Raw genomic sequence first — 15,762 nt, 5'->3', positions numbered from 1 at the left:
TGTAGCTTAAAAAGCGCCAATTAGGCGCTTTTTTTGTATAAAAATAAAAGTACTATTAAAACTGCATATTGTGCTTTTTAGCATAAATAAAAAACACCGGGATTTCGATTATGACGTAAGTTAAAAAAGTAAACCAAAACCAATTAACTTCAAATACTAACCAGCTAAATTGCACGCCCGAGTTGTAATAAAGGCTAGATGCAATTAATAGTGTAATGCCAGTTGCAAATAAATCTTGCACCGATACTTTTTTAAAGCTGCTGCCTGCAAAGCGCGGATAAATAAATCCGTAGCCTAGGGTTATCATAATGATAACTAATAACAATAAATTCAGTTCAGGGGTCATTGCGGTTTATATTGCCTCGCATATTCTATTCGCTCTTGGGAACTTGGGTGTGTTGATAAATACTTTAACCAAGCATCATCATAGCTCCCTTCTTGCGCTTGTAAATTATTTTCCAGTGCTTCAATTGCATCAGCAAAGTCGTGGTTAGAATAGCCTAATTTTAATAGGTTTTTAATCGCATATATATCGGCTTCTTGTTCCATATCTCGCGAAAACGCTTGTTGTAAAAAAGATGAGCCAGAGCCAAGCACGACTTCTAATATACCTTCTAAGTCACCAAAAATAACTGCAAATACAACGGTGCTCGCTGCAGCTTGTGCTGCAAGGCGAATGCTGTGATGGTGCTGAACATGACCAATTTCATGAAGTAAAATAGCACGCAGGGCATCAGGCTCATTTTTTAATAGATCAACAAGTTCGTCAGTTACTACAACCCGACCATTTGGAAGAGCAAACGCATTAGCTGAAAAATAATCAGACTGATAAAAAGATAGCCTAAACTTTGCACTGTCTAAATTGAGCGAGTTAAGCATTAAACGCCATTGTTGCTGTATTTCTGATTGCTTATTAGTGGAAAGTTGAGAAGGTTCCAATGCGACTTTTTCTATTACACTGAGCGTTTGCTCTCCCATCGTTTCAATTGTCGAGGCAGGTGCTAAGTTAACGCTATAAACTGCTACTGATGGTATTAAGCGGTATAAAATTAACCAAAGCAATAGGGGAATTAGCAGCACGGATGCAACAATAAGAATCTTATTTTTTTCTAAGCGTTCACTGAGTCCATGCTCTTTAAGCGCGAATGGCCACCTAAATTCTACATCTTGAGGAATAAATCGCCCACCATCAGCAAAATTTAACTCTGACGCCATGCCAGGTAACGGGCTATCAAGTTGGCAATTGTCTATTGTTGATGTAAGTAACGTCGTATTTTCAGAGTCAACAAGCGTTATTTGCTCATGGGAAAGGTGTGCATAGCTTTTAATATGTTGGCTGCTATTAGGGTAATAATAACAGCCAAAAATAGGATAATTACTCATTAGGTGAGTGAAATATCAATATCAAACACATTGGCAGCTTCTTCAGCAAATGATGACTGCTCATTTTGTGCAACATCAATCAACGAAAGTGCGCCGCTATAAATAGTGACTTCTGTAACTGATGCTAATAGTTTTGCTCTGCGTACTTTAGCCCAAGGGTAGGCCAGTCCTAAGGTAAATATAATTGCCAGTACATTGGTAAATAGTAAGATGGCATAGTCAATGGCTTTTAAGTTCGAATCAAAGGTAGCGACTTCTGTAAATTCACTGTTATTAAAAATATGATTTCGAATAAGCGAATGATAAACAGCGCCTACCAGTGTTAAAAACGCAACATACAACGTAGCAATTAATAGCGGCACTACAATTGTCGAAAGGCTAAAGTTTTGTGTGTTTAAGTTATCGATAGTTAAGGCACTTGCACCAGCAAAGAAGCCAAAAATAACTAAGCCACCTATTGCAACTCCTAGGGTAATAAGTGCTGCGATGTAATAGCGTTCGCCCTGAAGATTTACTGTAAGTGGTTTATTTCCATAGCTGATGTTTTCATGCATATATTGATCAATTCGCTTTAATACATACGGCAGTAATAGGTGTAATGTGAATACACTTGCAATAGGCAATAAAACAAAGTTAATAAATGCATCGCCGTAATTACCTGAAAAGGCAAAGCGTACATTACGATGGCGAGTCATACGCATATTAAAACGCAGACCTTGGTTGATGATCCACGGCAATAAAAATAAAAAGCCAATAGCAAATAAAAGGCCTATCGCTGGTGCGAGGCTGCTAAGTAAGGTGTAAATTAAAAATGCGATGACCGCTAAAATGCGTCCTTTTAAAATTTGTATTGGGGTCGCTAGATAGTCAAAGCTATGGCCGTCGATACGTGTATGACCGTAAAAATAACGATAGGTGCGAACTTTTGCCCATGCCGAATAAATTCCGAGAGTAATAATACTCAGCAGTATATTAACAATCCATATACCAAAAAATTCGCCGGCTTTGCCACTAAATTGTACTTTACCGCTAAAAATAGCAGGGGGTGTTTGATTTGACTCAGATGAAGTTGGGTGTACTGGTTCCATTTTAAAAATATATCCATGTTGTTTTTTGTAAATTTACCTTTTTTAGATAAAAAAAACAATCTTTATAATTAGCTAGCTGATTGTAAGTAGGCTATTTTTATTGCTTTTACTGTTTATGGGGCTGCACTTTAAGTCACCTCTGGTATACTGTGCAGATAATTTAATGGGGCTGTCATGATTTCAAAAAACCAACTTAAACTTATTCGCCAGCTTGGCCAAAAAAAGTATCGCAAGCAATTTAACCAATACTTAGTACAAGGCGAAAAAAATGTACTGGAGTTATTAAATAGCCCATTAAAAGTAAACGATGTATTTGCAACGCAAAGCTTTATTGATAATAACCAAAGCTCATATCCTCAAACGCATTTTATTACAGCGGATGAAGAGCAGCTAACAAAGGCCAGTACTTTGGTAAGTAATAATGCGGCTATTGCAATTATTGATATGCCAAGCACCGTATTACCAGATGAAAACAGTTTAATATTAGCCTTAGATGGAGTGTCTGATCCTGGGAATTTAGGTACCATCATTCGCGTGGCTGATTGGTACGGTATAAAACATATTGTTGCTAGCACTGACAGTGCCGATCCGTATAACCCAAAAACAATTAGCGCCACAATGGGGTCGTTCGTTCGCGTATCGGTAAGCCAAGTTGAATTGCCTGAATACTTATCTACATTAAACATGCCTATTTATGGTGCATTTTTAGATGGCCAAAGTGTGCATAGCACTAAATTTAGTGGCCAAGGTGTATTGCTTATGGGCAGCGAGTCACATGGAATACGCGAGCAGTGTGCAAAATTAGTGAGCAACAAAATAACCATACCGGCTTTTGGCGGTGCAGAGTCGCTTAATGTAGCAATGGCCACGGGTATTATTTTAGATAATTTTAAACGCCAAGCTTAACTTTTTAGCTATTTATGCGTTAAGTTACTTATAGTAAAAAACAATAATAAATCGGTAATAACAATAAAATGCGTTTAAGCACTATTAAATTAGCGGGCTTTAAATCGTTTGTAGAGCCCACTAAAATTCCATTTCCTGACCAAATGACGTGTGTTGTCGGCCCTAATGGCTGTGGCAAATCAAACGTCATTGATGCGGTGCGATGGGTGCTTGGTGAAAGCTCAGCTAAAAATTTACGTGGCGATGCCATGACCGATGTCATTTTTAATGGCTCTACTAACCGCAAGCCCATTTCGCAAGCCTCCGTTGAATTAATATTTGATAATACCCAGGGTAAGTTACCCAATACTTTTGCTGATCGTAACCAAGTGGCTATTAAGCGTTTGGTGACTCGCGATGGTCAGTCATTGTACTTTCTAAATGGCAGTAAATGCCGAAAACGTGATATTACCGACATATTTTTAGGCACGGGCCTTGGGCCGCGAAGCTACGCTATTATTGAACAAGGGATGATCTCACGTTTAATAGAGAGCAAACCGCAAGAGCTACGTGTTTTCTTAGAAGAAGCCGCAGGGGTCTCTAAATACAAAGAGCGTCGCCGCGAAACGCAAACACGCATAAAAAGCACCCGAGAAAACCTAGAGCGACTGCTTGATGTTCGTCAAGAGTTACAAAACCAGCTTGATAAACTGGCGGTACAATCGGTTGAGGCTAAAAAATATCGCGAACTTAAATCCCAAGAGCGCACCTTAAAGGGGCAAATAGCGGTATTAAAATGGCAAAAACTGCATCAACAACAGCTCGATAAAAGTGCGCAAATAAAAAAGCTGGATGACCAAATCAGCTTCTTTAAAACGGCGCATTCAGGCCATGATGATGTTCTGGCAAGCCTTGATGCTCAAGTGCAAGCTCAACAAGATAAACTCGATGATGCACAGCAACAGCAGCATCATACGCATACTGAATTGACTCGCAGCGAACAGCAGCAGATTAGCATTAAGCAACAAACGCTGTCACTGAAACAAAATTTAGCCAAGTTAGAGCAACAAAAAAACCAAAGTGAAGAAGCTAAAACGCAGCAACAAAGTCTCTGCCAAGAGTTAGATGACAGCTTGCAACAGGCTGTAGAGTATAACTTAATGTGCAGCGAGCAGGTTATAGAGCTTACCGATGAGGTTAATCGGCTGCTGGAGATTAAAAATACCGACACATCACAGTGGCAATCACTAACAGAAGACTATCAAAAATTAAATAATCAGCAGTTAGCGCATGCAAATGCAGTAAAACATACAGAGCAGAAAATCAGTTATGTTAAGCAACAACTAACGCAGCTTGATGAGCAAATAGATGAGTTAAAACGCAGTGAGATAGAGCAGCAATTAATTCAGCAACAGCAGCACAGACAAACGCTAACAGAGCAGCTGGCTAACGCGCAAACTGCTCATAGTAGAGGTCAAAGTGCTCAGGCAATACAGCAGCAACAGCTTGATGAAGCTCAGCAGCAATGGCAGCATTTATCTCAGCAAGTTAATGAACTAAAAGCCGGTATAGCAGGGCTAAAAACTACCCTTGGACTTGAAAAAAACAGCGATAAAACTTTAACTTTATTCAAACAGTTAACTGTTCAGCCTGGTTATGAGTTTTTAGTAGAGCAGGCGCTGTCATCACTTGAGCACATTCATATTTCACCAGGTAAAGCAGAAAATAGCACGTGGCAAATACCCTCACAGTCTGTGGCAAGCAATAGTATTGCTGCCTTTATTAGCGCTGGTATCTACCCCGAGTTATTAAACCATATTGCTTATGATGCCGAGGGTCAAACACACCATCTTAACGATGCCAGTTTTATTGCAGTGATGGACAAGCAAGGGGCGTTACATGGTCGAAATTGGCATCTCAGTGGCGAAAAAAATGCAGAAAATTCCTTATTATTAATGCACAAAAAGCTCAAGCAGCAAGAAACCTTACTTGAGCAACAACAACAGGCATTGACGGACGCACACTCCACACTTGAAGAACATCAAGCGCAAGCTGCATTAATAACCGAGCAGCAAAACGAGCGCAAAGACACTATTCATCAATTAGCACAACAGTTAGCCGTAGCAACAACGCGTGGTGATATGCTCAAAGCGCAAGCTGATCAACATCAGCAACAGGTGACGAAATTACAACAACAACGTCAGCCACTGCTAGAACAACAGCAGCAGTTAAGCGGACTGTTGGGCGAAGAGCTTGATAAAAATGAACAGCTTGCAGAGCAATTAGAGGCCTTAGCTGAAGAGCTTAACCAAGCCGATAGCACACGAATAAATAGTGATGAAGGTTACAAACAAGCTTTAAATAATGCTGAACAGTATAAAACGCAAGCACATCAGGCAAACCTTAATGAGCAAAAAGTGCGTAGTGAGTGGCAGCTCAGTCAAACCAAGTTGAACCATGCCGAACAAGCATTAACAATGGCTGTAGAAGGAACGCAAGAGCTAATAGAGCAAATTGAGGCGTTACTTATTCCTGAGCAAGAGCTTGCACTAACTATTGAACAATTATTAGTACAGCACCAACAAGGCGAACAAACCCTTGTGGATATTCAACAGCAGTTAGCTCAAGCAAAACAAGAATTACAAACCAAACAAGCGAGTTTAAAAACGTCACAAACTGAGCTGGTGGCATTACAAGAGCAACACCAGAAGCTGAGCATTGAAGAGCAAAGCCTATTAATAAAAGCGCAAGCGGTACTTGAGCCACTTAGCGAGCTTAATCAAAATTTAAAACAGGTTTTAGCAGAGCTTCCTGCAGAGTTGTCATTAAACGCAGCGCAAAATCAACTTGCTGGAGTCAGTAATCAGCTAGAGCAATTAGGAGCCGTTAACCTTGCAGCCATTGATGAATTTGAACAAGCTAAGCAAAGAAGTGATTATTTAAATAATCAGCTGGATGATTTAACCCAGGCATTGACAGCTTTAGAAGGCGCTATTCATAAAATAGATCGTGAAACTAAAACGCGCTTTAAGTCTACCTTTGATCAAGTGAATCACGATTTTGGTCAGCTTTTTCCAAAAGTATTTGGCGGCGGCAGTGCTTACTTAGAATTAACCAGTGACGATTTACTCGAAAGTGGTGTTAGTATAATGGCAAGACCTCCGGGTAAAAAAAATTCGACAATTCATTTGTTAAGTGGTGGAGAAAAAGCGCTGAGCGCATTATCATTGGTGTTTTCTATATTCAGGCTCAATCCAGCTCCATTCTGTATGCTGGACGAGGTAGATGCCCCATTGGATGATGCCAACGTGGTTCGTTTTTGCCGATTGGTTGAAGAAATGTCACAATCTGTGCAGTTTATTTATATAAGCCATAATAAAATTGCAATGGAAATGGCGGGTAGATTAACGGGTGTAACCATGGCAGAGCCCGGCGTGTCGCGCATGGTTGCTGTAGATATTGAACAAGCGGTGCAACTTGCACATGCATAATTTTATAGTCATTTGCTAGTTGTTTTGGGTAAAATGATGGCAGTTAGGCATATTAATAATAAAAGGTGAGGGGATGGCCGAAGAATTAAGATGGGTTTTAATTGTGATCAGTGTGTTTGTCATTGGTGGCTTATTAATACACGGTTTATGGTCAGTAAGAAAAAAAGAGAATGCTGAACTCCCTGCAAGCGAGCGAGTTGAACCTGTTCAAGAACAGCAGCCTTCATCTGTGCATACTGAGCCACAAGAGCCAACGTTAGCGCAACGAGAAGAGCCACAAATGAGTGAGTTAAACTTCAGCGCTGATGAGCCACAAATAGATGTTAGCCCAGCTGATACAGCTATTGAAGATGACCTTGAAGTCGTAACCGAAGAGGCTGTTGATACGCAACAAGACGCCCCTAAAGATGTTTCAGACTTTGTGATTGTGCATATTCAAATGCCAGAAGGACTGACCATGCAAGGCAGTAAATTACTGCCAGCAGTTAACACGCTAGGTTTTAAATATTCAGAAGAAGGCTTTTTTAATCGCCATCTAGACCCTGCAGGCCAAGGGCCGGTGTTATTTAGACTGGTAAATATGTATAACCCTGGCACGTTCGATATTGATAATATGGAACAGTTTAGCACCGCAGGCGTGAGCTTATTTATGACTCTACCATGTGATGGCGATGGCCTTGCTGCGTTTAATATGCTGCACAGCGCCGCTAAGAAGCTAGCAGATGAATTTGGAGCTGAAATCTTGGATGCTGAGCGAAACGAAATGACGGTAGAGCGTATTCGTCAATATGTTGAGCAGGTTCGCGCATTTTCTGCGTAATATACGCATAAGTTAAATTTTGTAAGCCACTGGGCGTTCACGTCAAAGTGGCTTTTTTTATGTTTTTTGAGGTCTACATGGCAAGCAGCATTAGTGAGCAAATTAATCATCTTCGTACCACGCTTGAGCAACACAATTATAGTTATTACGTGCTTGATACACCCAGCATACCCGATGTCGAATATGATCGCTTATTACGTACTTTGAGCGAATTAGAAACCCAGCATCCTGAGTTTTTAACTGCAGATTCACCTACTCAAAAAGTAGGTGGGGCAGCGCTTGCCAAGTTTGAGCAAGTAGCACACCAAGTGCCTATGCTATCGCTAGATAACGCTTTTGGTGAAGACGAATTTAGTGGTTTTAATCGTCGTATTAAAGAACGGTTAATGAGCACCGACGAGCTTACATTTTGCTGTGAGCCTAAACTGGATGGTTTAGCGGTATCGATTATTTATCGCGATGGGGTACTAGTGCAAGCAGCTACCCGTGGCGATGGCTTTACTGGCGAAAATATTACCCAAAATGTAAAAACAATTCGCAATGTGCCATTAAAGTTACGCGGTGATGATTACCCGCGTGAGCTTGAAGTGCGCGGTGAAGTGTTTATGGATAGCGCGGGCTTTGAAAAATTAAATGCCGAAGCAGAAAAGCGCGGTGACAAAGTTTTTGTAAACCCACGTAATGCGGCAGCAGGCAGTTTACGCCAGCTCGACTCAAAAATTACCGCAAAACGGCCACTGATGTTTTATGCCTACAGCACCGGATTGGTCGCCGATGGCACATTACCTGAAGATCATTACCAGCAACTTGCCAAGCTTACCGACTGGGGATTACCACTGTGTCCAGAAACAAAACTAGTTGAAGGCCCAAAGGCCGCGCTTGCCTATTATAATGACATTTTAACGCGCCGTAGCGAGCTAAAATATGAAATAGATGGCGTGGTAATAAAAGTAAATAAAAAAGCCCTACAAGAGCGCCTAGGCTTTGTTGCGCGTGCACCGCGCTGGGCTATTGCTTATAAGTTTCCGGCGCAAGAAGAAATAACACACTTGCTAGATGTAGAGTTTCAAGTAGGGCGTACTGGGGCTATTACCCCTGTTGCGCGACTAGAGCCGGTATTTGTTGGTGGTGTTACGGTATCGAATGCAACGCTGCATAATGCTGATGAAATTGCCCGTTTAGGCGTAAAAGTGGGCGACACTGTGATTATTCGTCGCGCTGGGGATGTGATCCCACAAATTACCCAAGTAGTGCTTGAACAACGCCCAAGCGATGCAAAAGCGATTGTGTTTCCAACTATGTGCCCAATTTGTGACTCGCACGTTGAGCGGGTTGAAGGTGAAGCTGTTGCACGTTGTACAGGCGGCTTGGTATGTCAAGCACAGCGCAAACAAGCGATTAAACATTTTGCCTCACGTAAGGCTTTAGATATTGACGGCTTAGGCGACAAAATTGTTGATCAATTAGTTGACCGAGAGCTGATCAAAACCCCTGCTGATTTATTTATTTTAAAGCAGGGACATTTTGAATCACTTGAACGAATGGGACCAAAATCAGCAAAAAACTTAGTTGCGGCGCTTGATGATGCTAAAACCACTACCTTAGCAAAGTTTTTATATTCACTGGGTATTCGTGAAGTCGGTGAGGCCACAGCTCAGAATTTGGCTAATCACTTTTTAACGCTTGAAAACGTGATTGATGCCAGCATTGAACAACTAATAGAAGTAAGCGATGTAGGTGAAATAGTGGCGAAGCATGTTCGCGGCTTTTTTACTGAAGAGCATAACCTGACAGTGGTAAACGAATTAATAGCGCAAGGAGTAAACTGGCCACAGTTAACAGCGCCATCAGAGCAAGAACAGCCGCTAGCGGGTTTAACTTATGTGCTAACTGGGACGCTTAATACGCTTAATCGTAATGATGCAAAAGCGCGCCTACAACAATTAGGCGCCAAGGTTTCTGGCAGTGTTTCAGCAAAAACAGATGCCTTAGTGGCGGGCGAAAAAGCCGGCTCTAAGCTCACCAAAGCGCAAGAGCTTGGTATAGAAATACTGACAGAGGATGATTTAATTACTTTGTTAGAGACTCATAATGGCTAGTTTTACAAATATACTTAATACCTTGTTAATTGACCTAGGCCAATGGTTACAGGGCTATTTGCCGCATTTATCACTGCTTTTAATGGTGTGCTTAGTGTCGCTGTATGCGGATGACATTTTAAAGTTAACCAAAGGCGTCGTAGCTAGGCGCCACTTTATTATTAGGGTGGCGTGTTTTGTGTTGATAACTGCGTTTGGCTTTGGCTTGTTAGTGGTGTGGTTAAGCCCACTGCTAACTAAAGCTTTACTGTTTTTTGGCACTAAGTGGTTAGCGCTTACCTTATTAGTGGCATTTTTTATTTTGGGCACTATTGCCGATAGGAAAAATCAGTTGTGAGTCGATATGGGCCTGAATACTGGGATAAATATGGTAGCTATCGTACGCCATTAGCGTTTCACTTGAGTATTTTAGTACTATTGCGCGCCTATTTTATTTGGGTAATAGCCGCGTTGAGTCGTCGACCTGAGCTTGATTTAATGTCATTGTTTTTTAAGTCAAAAGATGATTTTTTTATTGCTATAGCGATCGGTGCTGTAGCCATTGTACCCACTATTTTATTTTGTTTACGAAGGCCAAAAGACTCGCATCAAGCAACACAACGCTTGGCGCGTATTTGGCGGTATATGCGTTGGCCGCTGATTGCGTGTGCATTAATTGATTTGTCGTGGTTAAGTATTCAGGCAGCCCATAGCCATTATCGCTTCTCATTGTTTTTAGCTGTGCAAATGGTGATTGTATTATGGGTGTTGTGGTATTTGGCAAAAAGTCGTTACTTAAGTGTTTTCTTTAGTGATTGGCCCGAGCCGACAGAAAAAGCAACTGATAAAAAGTAAGAGGGCTTATGCACAGTATCAATAAAAAAATAGCACAAGTAATTGCTTTAATAGGGCTCATTATTATAGCGAGTGGCTATTTTTTTTCTTTAGGCGAATTCCTTTGGTTTAAAGCTGGGTTAGTAATGTGGGTTGTGGTGTTTTGTTCGTGTTGTTACCGATTAACGCCGTTGTTTAAAATGCGCAATCCGCTGCGTAATTTTATTCAACGCGATGCGCAGCACTTATTTGTTTTTAGTTTAACAGGGCTGTTTGATAAAAAAAATGGCCCGCATTGGTTAGTCATCAGTAATATTGAGTCGATAGAAATAAGAAACGATGAGCTAATAGTGCATAGTAATAATGACAGACAATTAAGCGTGAGTATTCCTGGCAGTCAAGCCCAATTGCATGCCTATGTAAACCGTATACTTACAGCAACAGAAAAGCACACTATAGTCTTTAGATAGCGTTGATCGTGGTATTAGCCACAGGCGTACCAGACTATAAGTAAATGATTGCTAGTTAAATTAATAACGTAATGAGGTTGTTATGTTGAAGTGGAACGATATTGTTAATTTTGCCAACCATGGTAATCCAACACCGGTTCGAAAAGTGGTTAAAACAGATCAGCAATGGCGCGAACTGTTAAACGAAGAGCAATATTATGTGACCCGTAAAAAGGGAACTGAACGACCAAATAGTTCGAGTAGTTGTACCTTGTTAGAGCCAGGTAAGTATGTGTGTGTTTGTTGTGACAACTTACTATTTGATGCAGATGAAAAGTTTGATAGTGGCACCGGCTGGCCTTCATTTACCCAACCGGCAACTGAGGAAGCGATTGGTTATGTCATGGATAATAGTCATGGCATGGAGCGAGTTGAAGTTGTTTGTAATGTGTGTGATGCGCATTTAGGGCATATTTTCCCTGATGGGCCACTTCCTACTGGTTTACGCTACTGTGTAAACGCACTGGCAATGAAAAAGCTCTAGGGCCTGTTGACCTTTCAAGGTTAAATTTGCAGCGGTCTGTTTGGGGTTTAGGCAAGGCAGCGCCTATGTGGTGTGGTTACTCCCCATAAATAGGCGATAACGTAGCATTAATGCTAAACAGGCTCTAACTAATCTCTAGTTTCATTTCTTTAGCAATCTGAAGTAGTTTATCGAACCGCTCTGATTGCTCTTCTGCTAAGGGAGATTTTTTTAATAGTTTAAAGCACTTTTGGGCCAACAGACTATTGAAAGAGTCACCATGTTTTTTTGACTTATCCACTAAACATTGCAATAAATTAAGCGCAATACTTGGATTGTGTGGCATGACTCTAAATGCTTGGCTGAATGCCTCTAAGGCAACATTTAATTGGCCGCGCTCAAACTGCTTAACAGCATGATTATTTAGCTCTTTCGGCCCCATTTTAATATCACGTCTTTCACTTTGCTGTTGCTGTATATAACGCAAGTAAGTAGCATCGCTTCTACTTGGGTGACGTTCGCAATGATCAATTATTTGGCTAAATAGCGCTTGCGCCTTTTGGTGAAAACCTAATTCATGCAGTGCTTTTGCTTTGTCTAGGGCACCATCTACTGAACGTATTTGCGTATCGCTGTCGTCAAGTTGCTCAATGAGCTGTTTCGCTTTTTTATGTTCATCTTTTAAATAATAAAGGCGTGCATTGAGCACATCGATTTGAGTTTGCGCATTACTGGTTGGGAATTGTGTTTTTAGCTCATTAATATATTTATTTGTTTGACGAGAGATCCTGTTTATTTGGTCGGTTTGATCTGTGGTCAATGCAAAATCAATCCCAGCACGAGCAGCATTTAAATAAATGTCTGGGCTATCATGCATAGAGTACTTAGCATAAGTGGCAATATCTTTTTGAGTTAAGTAGCTGGTTTCATAATCTCTATTAATGAGCGATACGCTGTTCAGTGATTTTTGACGGTCTATATTACGTGGAGCAATATGTGTCGCTTGGCTTAAAAAGTCTTGGGCTAAATCAAATTGGTTTAGTTTTATTTCTAAACGCCCCAATAAGTCTAAGGCTATAAGTCGAGTCTCATTACGTTCAAGCATTGTTTTAAGCATGCGCTGAGCCAAAATATGCTCATTGTTAGCAATTAAGGCTTCTACCAATCCTACTTTTGCCCATGCAAACTTTTGCATATTCAAAACTGACTTAAAAAAATCTTTCGCTTCTTGGTTTTGTTTTAGCGCCAGTAAAATATTGCCTTTTAATCTAAGTAGAATAGGGCTGTATTTATTACTTTTATCGAGTTGGGCATTAATTTGTTTCAATGCTTTAGACTGGTTATCGTCATCAATTAAAGTGTATATAGCTTTTAAGTCGCTTTTACGTTTGAGAATACGCTCTATGCGCACTCTTAACTCTTGTACAGAGAAGGGTTTTACTAAAAAGTCATCGGGTTGAAGTTCTAATACACTGTGAACTAACTCTCCGCTAGTTTCCGCAGATGTAAAAATAAACCCAGTAGAGTGTTTTATTAATGCTTTAGCGCGTAATTCTTCATAAAGCTGGTAGCCATCTTGGCGTTTGCTTAGATTAAAAGAGCAAATTACCAAGTCAAATTCTTCATGTAAGCATTGTTCTTTTGCCGCTAGAGCATGATCTGCAAAACGCATATGTCCAAAGCCAATTTTTTCGAGCGACTGTTTCATGTAGCTTTGAGCAAGTGGCTGCTCTTCTACAATCAGTATTTTTGCTTCATTGAAAATATTTTTAGACATTGGCTTAAGCGTAATTGAATTTAACACAGACTATAATCAACAGTTTAGACGCTTACAAGGTAATTTAAAGATTCGCCTCGAAGATGAGAGCTTATTAAGCAAATTAATTCTAAAGGTTTATATTTTTATCTTAAAAGAGCTAAAAACCCATTTAAAGTAAATGAATAGCACGCGTAATAAAGTAAGTTTAAACAAAATGATTTTGGAGATAATAAAACTCGGAAGATAGATTTTTGGTATGTGATTGGAATACTGATTTTTTGAAACCGAAGAATTACTTGGTAACGAATTTCTAAATGGTAATTAATACTGAACCTGAACTAAAAGAGTGGAGGATAATGAATATTAAAATGGAAGGTGGTACTGGAGGATTTAGATTTTTGTAATATGCACCATTCAAAGAATGGTGGGTCGTACTGGACTTGAACCAGTGACCCTCGCCTTGTAAGGGCGATGCTCTCCCAACTGAGCTAACGACCCATATTACAAATTTACACATGACTATTAACATAATAATAGAATTTATATGTGGTGGGTGATACTGGACTTGAACCAGTGACCCTCGCCTTGTAAGGGCGATGCTCTCCCAACTGAGCTAATCACCCACATATAAATTAATCAAAACTATTATAATAAATAGTACTGGACTTTAACCAGTGAACTTCGCCGTTACTTGTAAATAGCGGTGATGCTCTCATTTCTTGTAACTGAGCTAACAACCCATATTACAAATTCAGAACATGACTATTGATATAATAATAAGTTTTATATGTGGTGGGTGATACTGGACTTGAACCAGTGACCCTCGCCTTGTAAGGGCGATGCTCTCCCAACTGAGCTAATCACCCACATATAAATTAAAACGCTACTATTAAAAAAATAGTACTGGACTTTAACCAGTGAACCTCGCCGTTATTTGTAAATAACGATGACACTCTCTTATTTCTAACTGAGCTAATTACCCATATAGAACTTAGATACGACACATTAGAATGTGGTGGGTGATACTGGACTTGAACCAGTGACCCTCGCCTTGTAAGGGCGATGCTCTCCCAACTGAGCTAATCACCCGCATCTAAACAACACCACATTGCTGCGTTGTTGTGGGGCGCTATTATAGATAGACTTGTAAATGTGTCAACACTTGAATGATAAAAATGTGCTGAATGAAGCTTTTATAATCAATGCAATGCAAATAGTGTTCACTTTATCAACAAGGTAACATAAAACGAACAATAAGCACCTTTGGCTAGGGGTTAAAATAACTATATTTATATTCACTAGGGCGAGTTCTGTTGCTTTTTAAGGATGAAAATTAATTCAATTTAGTGGTAATTGATTTGCCGAGTCAGGGTTGCAACCAAGAAATCAAAGTAAAGCTTTCTAGTTCAGATCATCCTGCCTATGTTATTCAATTGTTTAAACCACTCAAATTAGCAAGTTGTTTATCGCTTAGCATAGTTAAGCTTTACAATTAGCATTTAATAAAATCCAGCTAGGCTATGATGGAAGTAGGCCCGTTTTAGGAGAAAAGCAGTGATAACTCAATTTGCATATAAATGTATACCTTTTGAGTCCGATGTGAATAGGTGCTTTTAGTATTATAGGGTCGTTATGCTCAACTCAAACTTAAATGTGGCACACTTAACGAAGCTCATTGTTACTAAGTAGTATGAAAATCTACTTTTTAGCATGTATGATAGTCAGTTTGTTGAAAATTAAACCATTTAAATAATGTCGCACAAAAAACTGTTGACTTTATTTTGGGGGGTGCATAGAATGCGCCCCGCACTAAGCGATACACGACGTGGTTATCACAGAGCGTATTGAATAAGTTGGGGCTATAGCTCAGCTGGGAGAGCGCTTCGCTGGCAGCGAAGAGGTCTGCGGTTCGATCCCGCATAGCTCCACCAATTTTTAGTGTTTGTCCTAGGGTAACAGTTTTCTGTGTCCCCATCGTCTAGAGGCCTAGGACACCGCCCTTTCACGGCGGTAACAGGGGTTCGAATCCCCTTGGGGACGCCACTTAACTTTTAGTTAAAGGCGGTTTTACCGAGAAAATAGCGTAACACATAAAGCTCGAGTCTTTATTTGTACTATACGCCATTACCTTAAGAGCTCAGGATGTGAGTTAAACTAATCAATCGTCCTAGTGACACTTTTTAGTGTCCCCATCGTCTAGAGGCCTAGGACACCGCCCTTTCACGGCGGTAACAGGGGTTCGAATCCCCTTGGGGACGCCACTTACTATTATACAGTAGGGTAGTGTTATTAAAGCTCGTCTGAATCGAGTCTAAACTTTCAGTTGTCCTAGTGACACTTTTTAGTGTCCCCATCGTCTAGAGGCCTAGGACACCGCCCTTTCACGGCGGTAACAGGGGTTCGAATCCCCTTGGGGACGCCACTTACTATTATACAGTAGGGTAGTGTTATT

At 40.4% G+C, this 15,762-nt stretch carries 12 protein-coding genes and 8 tRNA genes; 12 read left to right on the top strand and 8 right to left on the bottom strand.

Features of this window, described 5'->3' with window-relative positions:
- Positions 1-55: 55 nt before the first annotated feature.
- The 3 genes from P3J6_RS14705 to P3J6_RS14695 are packed head-to-tail and all read right to left on the bottom strand — an operon-like array spanning position 56 to position 2,471.
- Positions 56-346 carry a hypothetical protein gene (locus P3J6_RS14705; protein WP_138622793.1) on the bottom strand — a complete coding sequence of 97 codons (291 nt, stop codon included), beginning with the start codon at positions 344-346 and terminating at the stop codon, positions 56-58.
- The gene (locus P3J6_RS14700; protein ID WP_198523421.1) at positions 343-1,383 is read right to left on the bottom strand and encodes a M48 family metallopeptidase; all 1,041 of its coding nucleotides are present in this window, start codon (positions 1,381-1,383) and stop codon (positions 343-345) included. Before P3J6_RS14700 ends, P3J6_RS14705 begins: the two co-directional genes overlap by 4 nt.
- On the bottom strand, positions 1,383-2,471 hold the full coding sequence (locus P3J6_RS14695; protein ID WP_075169561.1) for a YjgN family protein: 1,089 nt from the start codon (positions 2,469-2,471) through the stop codon (positions 1,383-1,385). The genes P3J6_RS14700 and P3J6_RS14695 overlap by 1 nt, the downstream gene beginning before the upstream one ends.
- Before the next feature lie 174 nt (positions 2,472-2,645).
- Here P3J6_RS14695 and P3J6_RS14690 point away from each other — a divergent pair, with 174 nt between their 5' ends.
- From P3J6_RS14690 to msrB, 8 genes are all read left to right on the top strand, one after another.
- Positions 2,646-3,377 carry an RNA methyltransferase gene (locus P3J6_RS14690; protein ID WP_010388385.1) on the top strand — a complete coding sequence of 244 codons (732 nt, stop codon included), beginning with the start codon at positions 2,646-2,648 and terminating at the stop codon, positions 3,375-3,377.
- Positions 3,378-3,445: 68 nt separating this feature from the next.
- Complete coding sequence (locus P3J6_RS14685) at positions 3,446-6,847, top strand: chromosome segregation SMC family protein (RefSeq protein ID WP_198523420.1); 3,402 nt, start codon at positions 3,446-3,448, stop codon at positions 6,845-6,847.
- Between the two features lie 73 nt (positions 6,848-6,920).
- Positions 6,921-7,667, top strand: coding sequence for a cell division protein ZipA (gene zipA / locus P3J6_RS14680; RefSeq protein ID WP_054202488.1), 747 nt, complete (start codon positions 6,921-6,923; stop codon positions 7,665-7,667).
- A gap of 77 nt (positions 7,668-7,744) precedes the next feature.
- Positions 7,745-9,766, top strand: coding sequence for an NAD-dependent DNA ligase LigA (ligA, locus tag P3J6_RS14675; RefSeq protein WP_198523811.1), 2,022 nt, complete (start codon positions 7,745-7,747; stop codon positions 9,764-9,766).
- Positions 9,759-10,103: a DUF3392 family protein gene (locus tag P3J6_RS14670; protein ID WP_008115215.1), complete on the top strand. Its 345-nt coding sequence runs from the start codon at positions 9,759-9,761 to the stop codon at positions 10,101-10,103. Before ligA ends, P3J6_RS14670 begins: the two co-directional genes overlap by 8 nt.
- Positions 10,100-10,600, top strand: a complete 501-nt coding sequence (locus tag P3J6_RS14665) for a DUF2919 domain-containing protein (RefSeq protein ID WP_198523419.1) — start codon at positions 10,100-10,102, stop codon at positions 10,598-10,600. The genes P3J6_RS14670 and P3J6_RS14665 overlap by 4 nt, the downstream gene beginning before the upstream one ends.
- Positions 10,601-10,608: 8 nt before the next feature.
- Positions 10,609-11,049: a hypothetical protein gene (locus P3J6_RS14660; protein WP_075169556.1), complete on the top strand. Its 441-nt coding sequence runs from the start codon at positions 10,609-10,611 to the stop codon at positions 11,047-11,049.
- An 82-nt stretch (positions 11,050-11,131) separates the two neighbouring features.
- Complete coding sequence (msrB, locus tag P3J6_RS14655; protein WP_008115220.1) at positions 11,132-11,572, top strand: peptide-methionine (R)-S-oxide reductase MsrB; 441 nt, start codon at positions 11,132-11,134, stop codon at positions 11,570-11,572.
- Between the two features lie 124 nt (positions 11,573-11,696).
- On the opposite strand, the gene P3J6_RS14650 is transcribed toward msrB, so the two are convergent.
- The 5 genes from P3J6_RS14650 to P3J6_RS14630 form a co-directional block, all read right to left on the bottom strand.
- Positions 11,697-13,328 carry a response regulator gene (locus tag P3J6_RS14650; protein WP_021033161.1) on the bottom strand — a complete coding sequence of 544 codons (1,632 nt, stop codon included), beginning with the start codon at positions 13,326-13,328 and terminating at the stop codon, positions 11,697-11,699.
- 404 nt (positions 13,329-13,732) lie between these two features.
- Positions 13,733-13,808 (bottom strand) — tRNA-Val (locus P3J6_RS14645).
- 49 nt (positions 13,809-13,857) lie between these two features.
- A tRNA-Val gene (locus P3J6_RS14640) sits at positions 13,858-13,933 on the bottom strand.
- A gap of 167 nt (positions 13,934-14,100) precedes the next feature.
- Positions 14,101-14,176 (bottom strand) — tRNA-Val (locus P3J6_RS14635).
- A gap of 147 nt (positions 14,177-14,323) precedes the next feature.
- Positions 14,324-14,399: transfer RNA gene (locus P3J6_RS14630), tRNA-Val, on the bottom strand.
- A 766-nt stretch (positions 14,400-15,165) separates the two neighbouring features.
- Here P3J6_RS14630 and P3J6_RS14625 point away from each other — a divergent pair.
- The 4 genes from P3J6_RS14625 to P3J6_RS14610 all read left to right on the top strand — a co-directional run bounded on the left by P3J6_RS14625 (position 15,166) and on the right by P3J6_RS14610 (position 15,732).
- Positions 15,166-15,241, top strand: a tRNA-Ala gene (locus tag P3J6_RS14625).
- 36 nt (positions 15,242-15,277) lie between these two features.
- Positions 15,278-15,353, top strand: a tRNA-Glu gene (locus tag P3J6_RS14620).
- 142 nt (positions 15,354-15,495) lie between these two features.
- Positions 15,496-15,571, top strand: a tRNA-Glu gene (locus P3J6_RS14615).
- A gap of 85 nt (positions 15,572-15,656) precedes the next feature.
- Positions 15,657-15,732, top strand: a tRNA-Glu gene (locus P3J6_RS14610).
- Positions 15,733-15,762: the final 30 nt, after the last annotated feature.

This window comes from Pseudoalteromonas sp. 3J6 (assembly GCF_903995135.1).
Taxonomy (GTDB): domain Bacteria; phylum Pseudomonadota; class Gammaproteobacteria; order Enterobacterales; family Alteromonadaceae; genus Pseudoalteromonas.
The sequence above is the reverse complement of the archived record's forward strand: the minus strand, read 5'-3'. Positions and strand labels throughout refer to the sequence as shown.

Bases quoted from the DNA above. Each gene is read 5' to 3' on its own strand.
- ligA (WP_198523811.1), top strand. From the start codon at position 7,745: ATGGCAAGCAGCATTAGTGAGCAAATTAATCATCTTCGTACCACGCTT.
- P3J6_RS14660 (WP_075169556.1), top strand. From the start codon at position 10,609: ATGCACAGTATCAATAAAAAAATAGCACAAGTAATTGCTTTAATAGGG.
- P3J6_RS14690 (WP_010388385.1), top strand. From the start codon at position 2,646: ATGATTTCAAAAAACCAACTTAAACTTATTCGCCAGCTTGGCCAAAAA.
- P3J6_RS14650 (WP_021033161.1), bottom strand. From the start codon at position 13,328: ATGTCTAAAAATATTTTCAATGAAGCAAAAATACTGATTGTAGAAGAG.
- P3J6_RS14670 (WP_008115215.1), top strand. From the start codon at position 9,759: ATGGCTAGTTTTACAAATATACTTAATACCTTGTTAATTGACCTAGGC.
- P3J6_RS14705 (WP_138622793.1), bottom strand. From the start codon at position 346: ATGACCCCTGAACTGAATTTATTGTTATTAGTTATCATTATGATAACC.
- P3J6_RS14695 (WP_075169561.1), bottom strand. From the start codon at position 2,471: ATGGAACCAGTACACCCAACTTCATCTGAGTCAAATCAAACACCCCCT.
- zipA (WP_054202488.1), top strand. From the start codon at position 6,921: ATGGCCGAAGAATTAAGATGGGTTTTAATTGTGATCAGTGTGTTTGTC.
- P3J6_RS14700 (WP_198523421.1), bottom strand. From the start codon at position 1,383: ATGAGTAATTATCCTATTTTTGGCTGTTATTATTACCCTAATAGCAGC.
- msrB (WP_008115220.1), top strand. From the start codon at position 11,132: ATGTTGAAGTGGAACGATATTGTTAATTTTGCCAACCATGGTAATCCA.
- P3J6_RS14685 (WP_198523420.1), top strand. From the start codon at position 3,446: ATGCGTTTAAGCACTATTAAATTAGCGGGCTTTAAATCGTTTGTAGAG.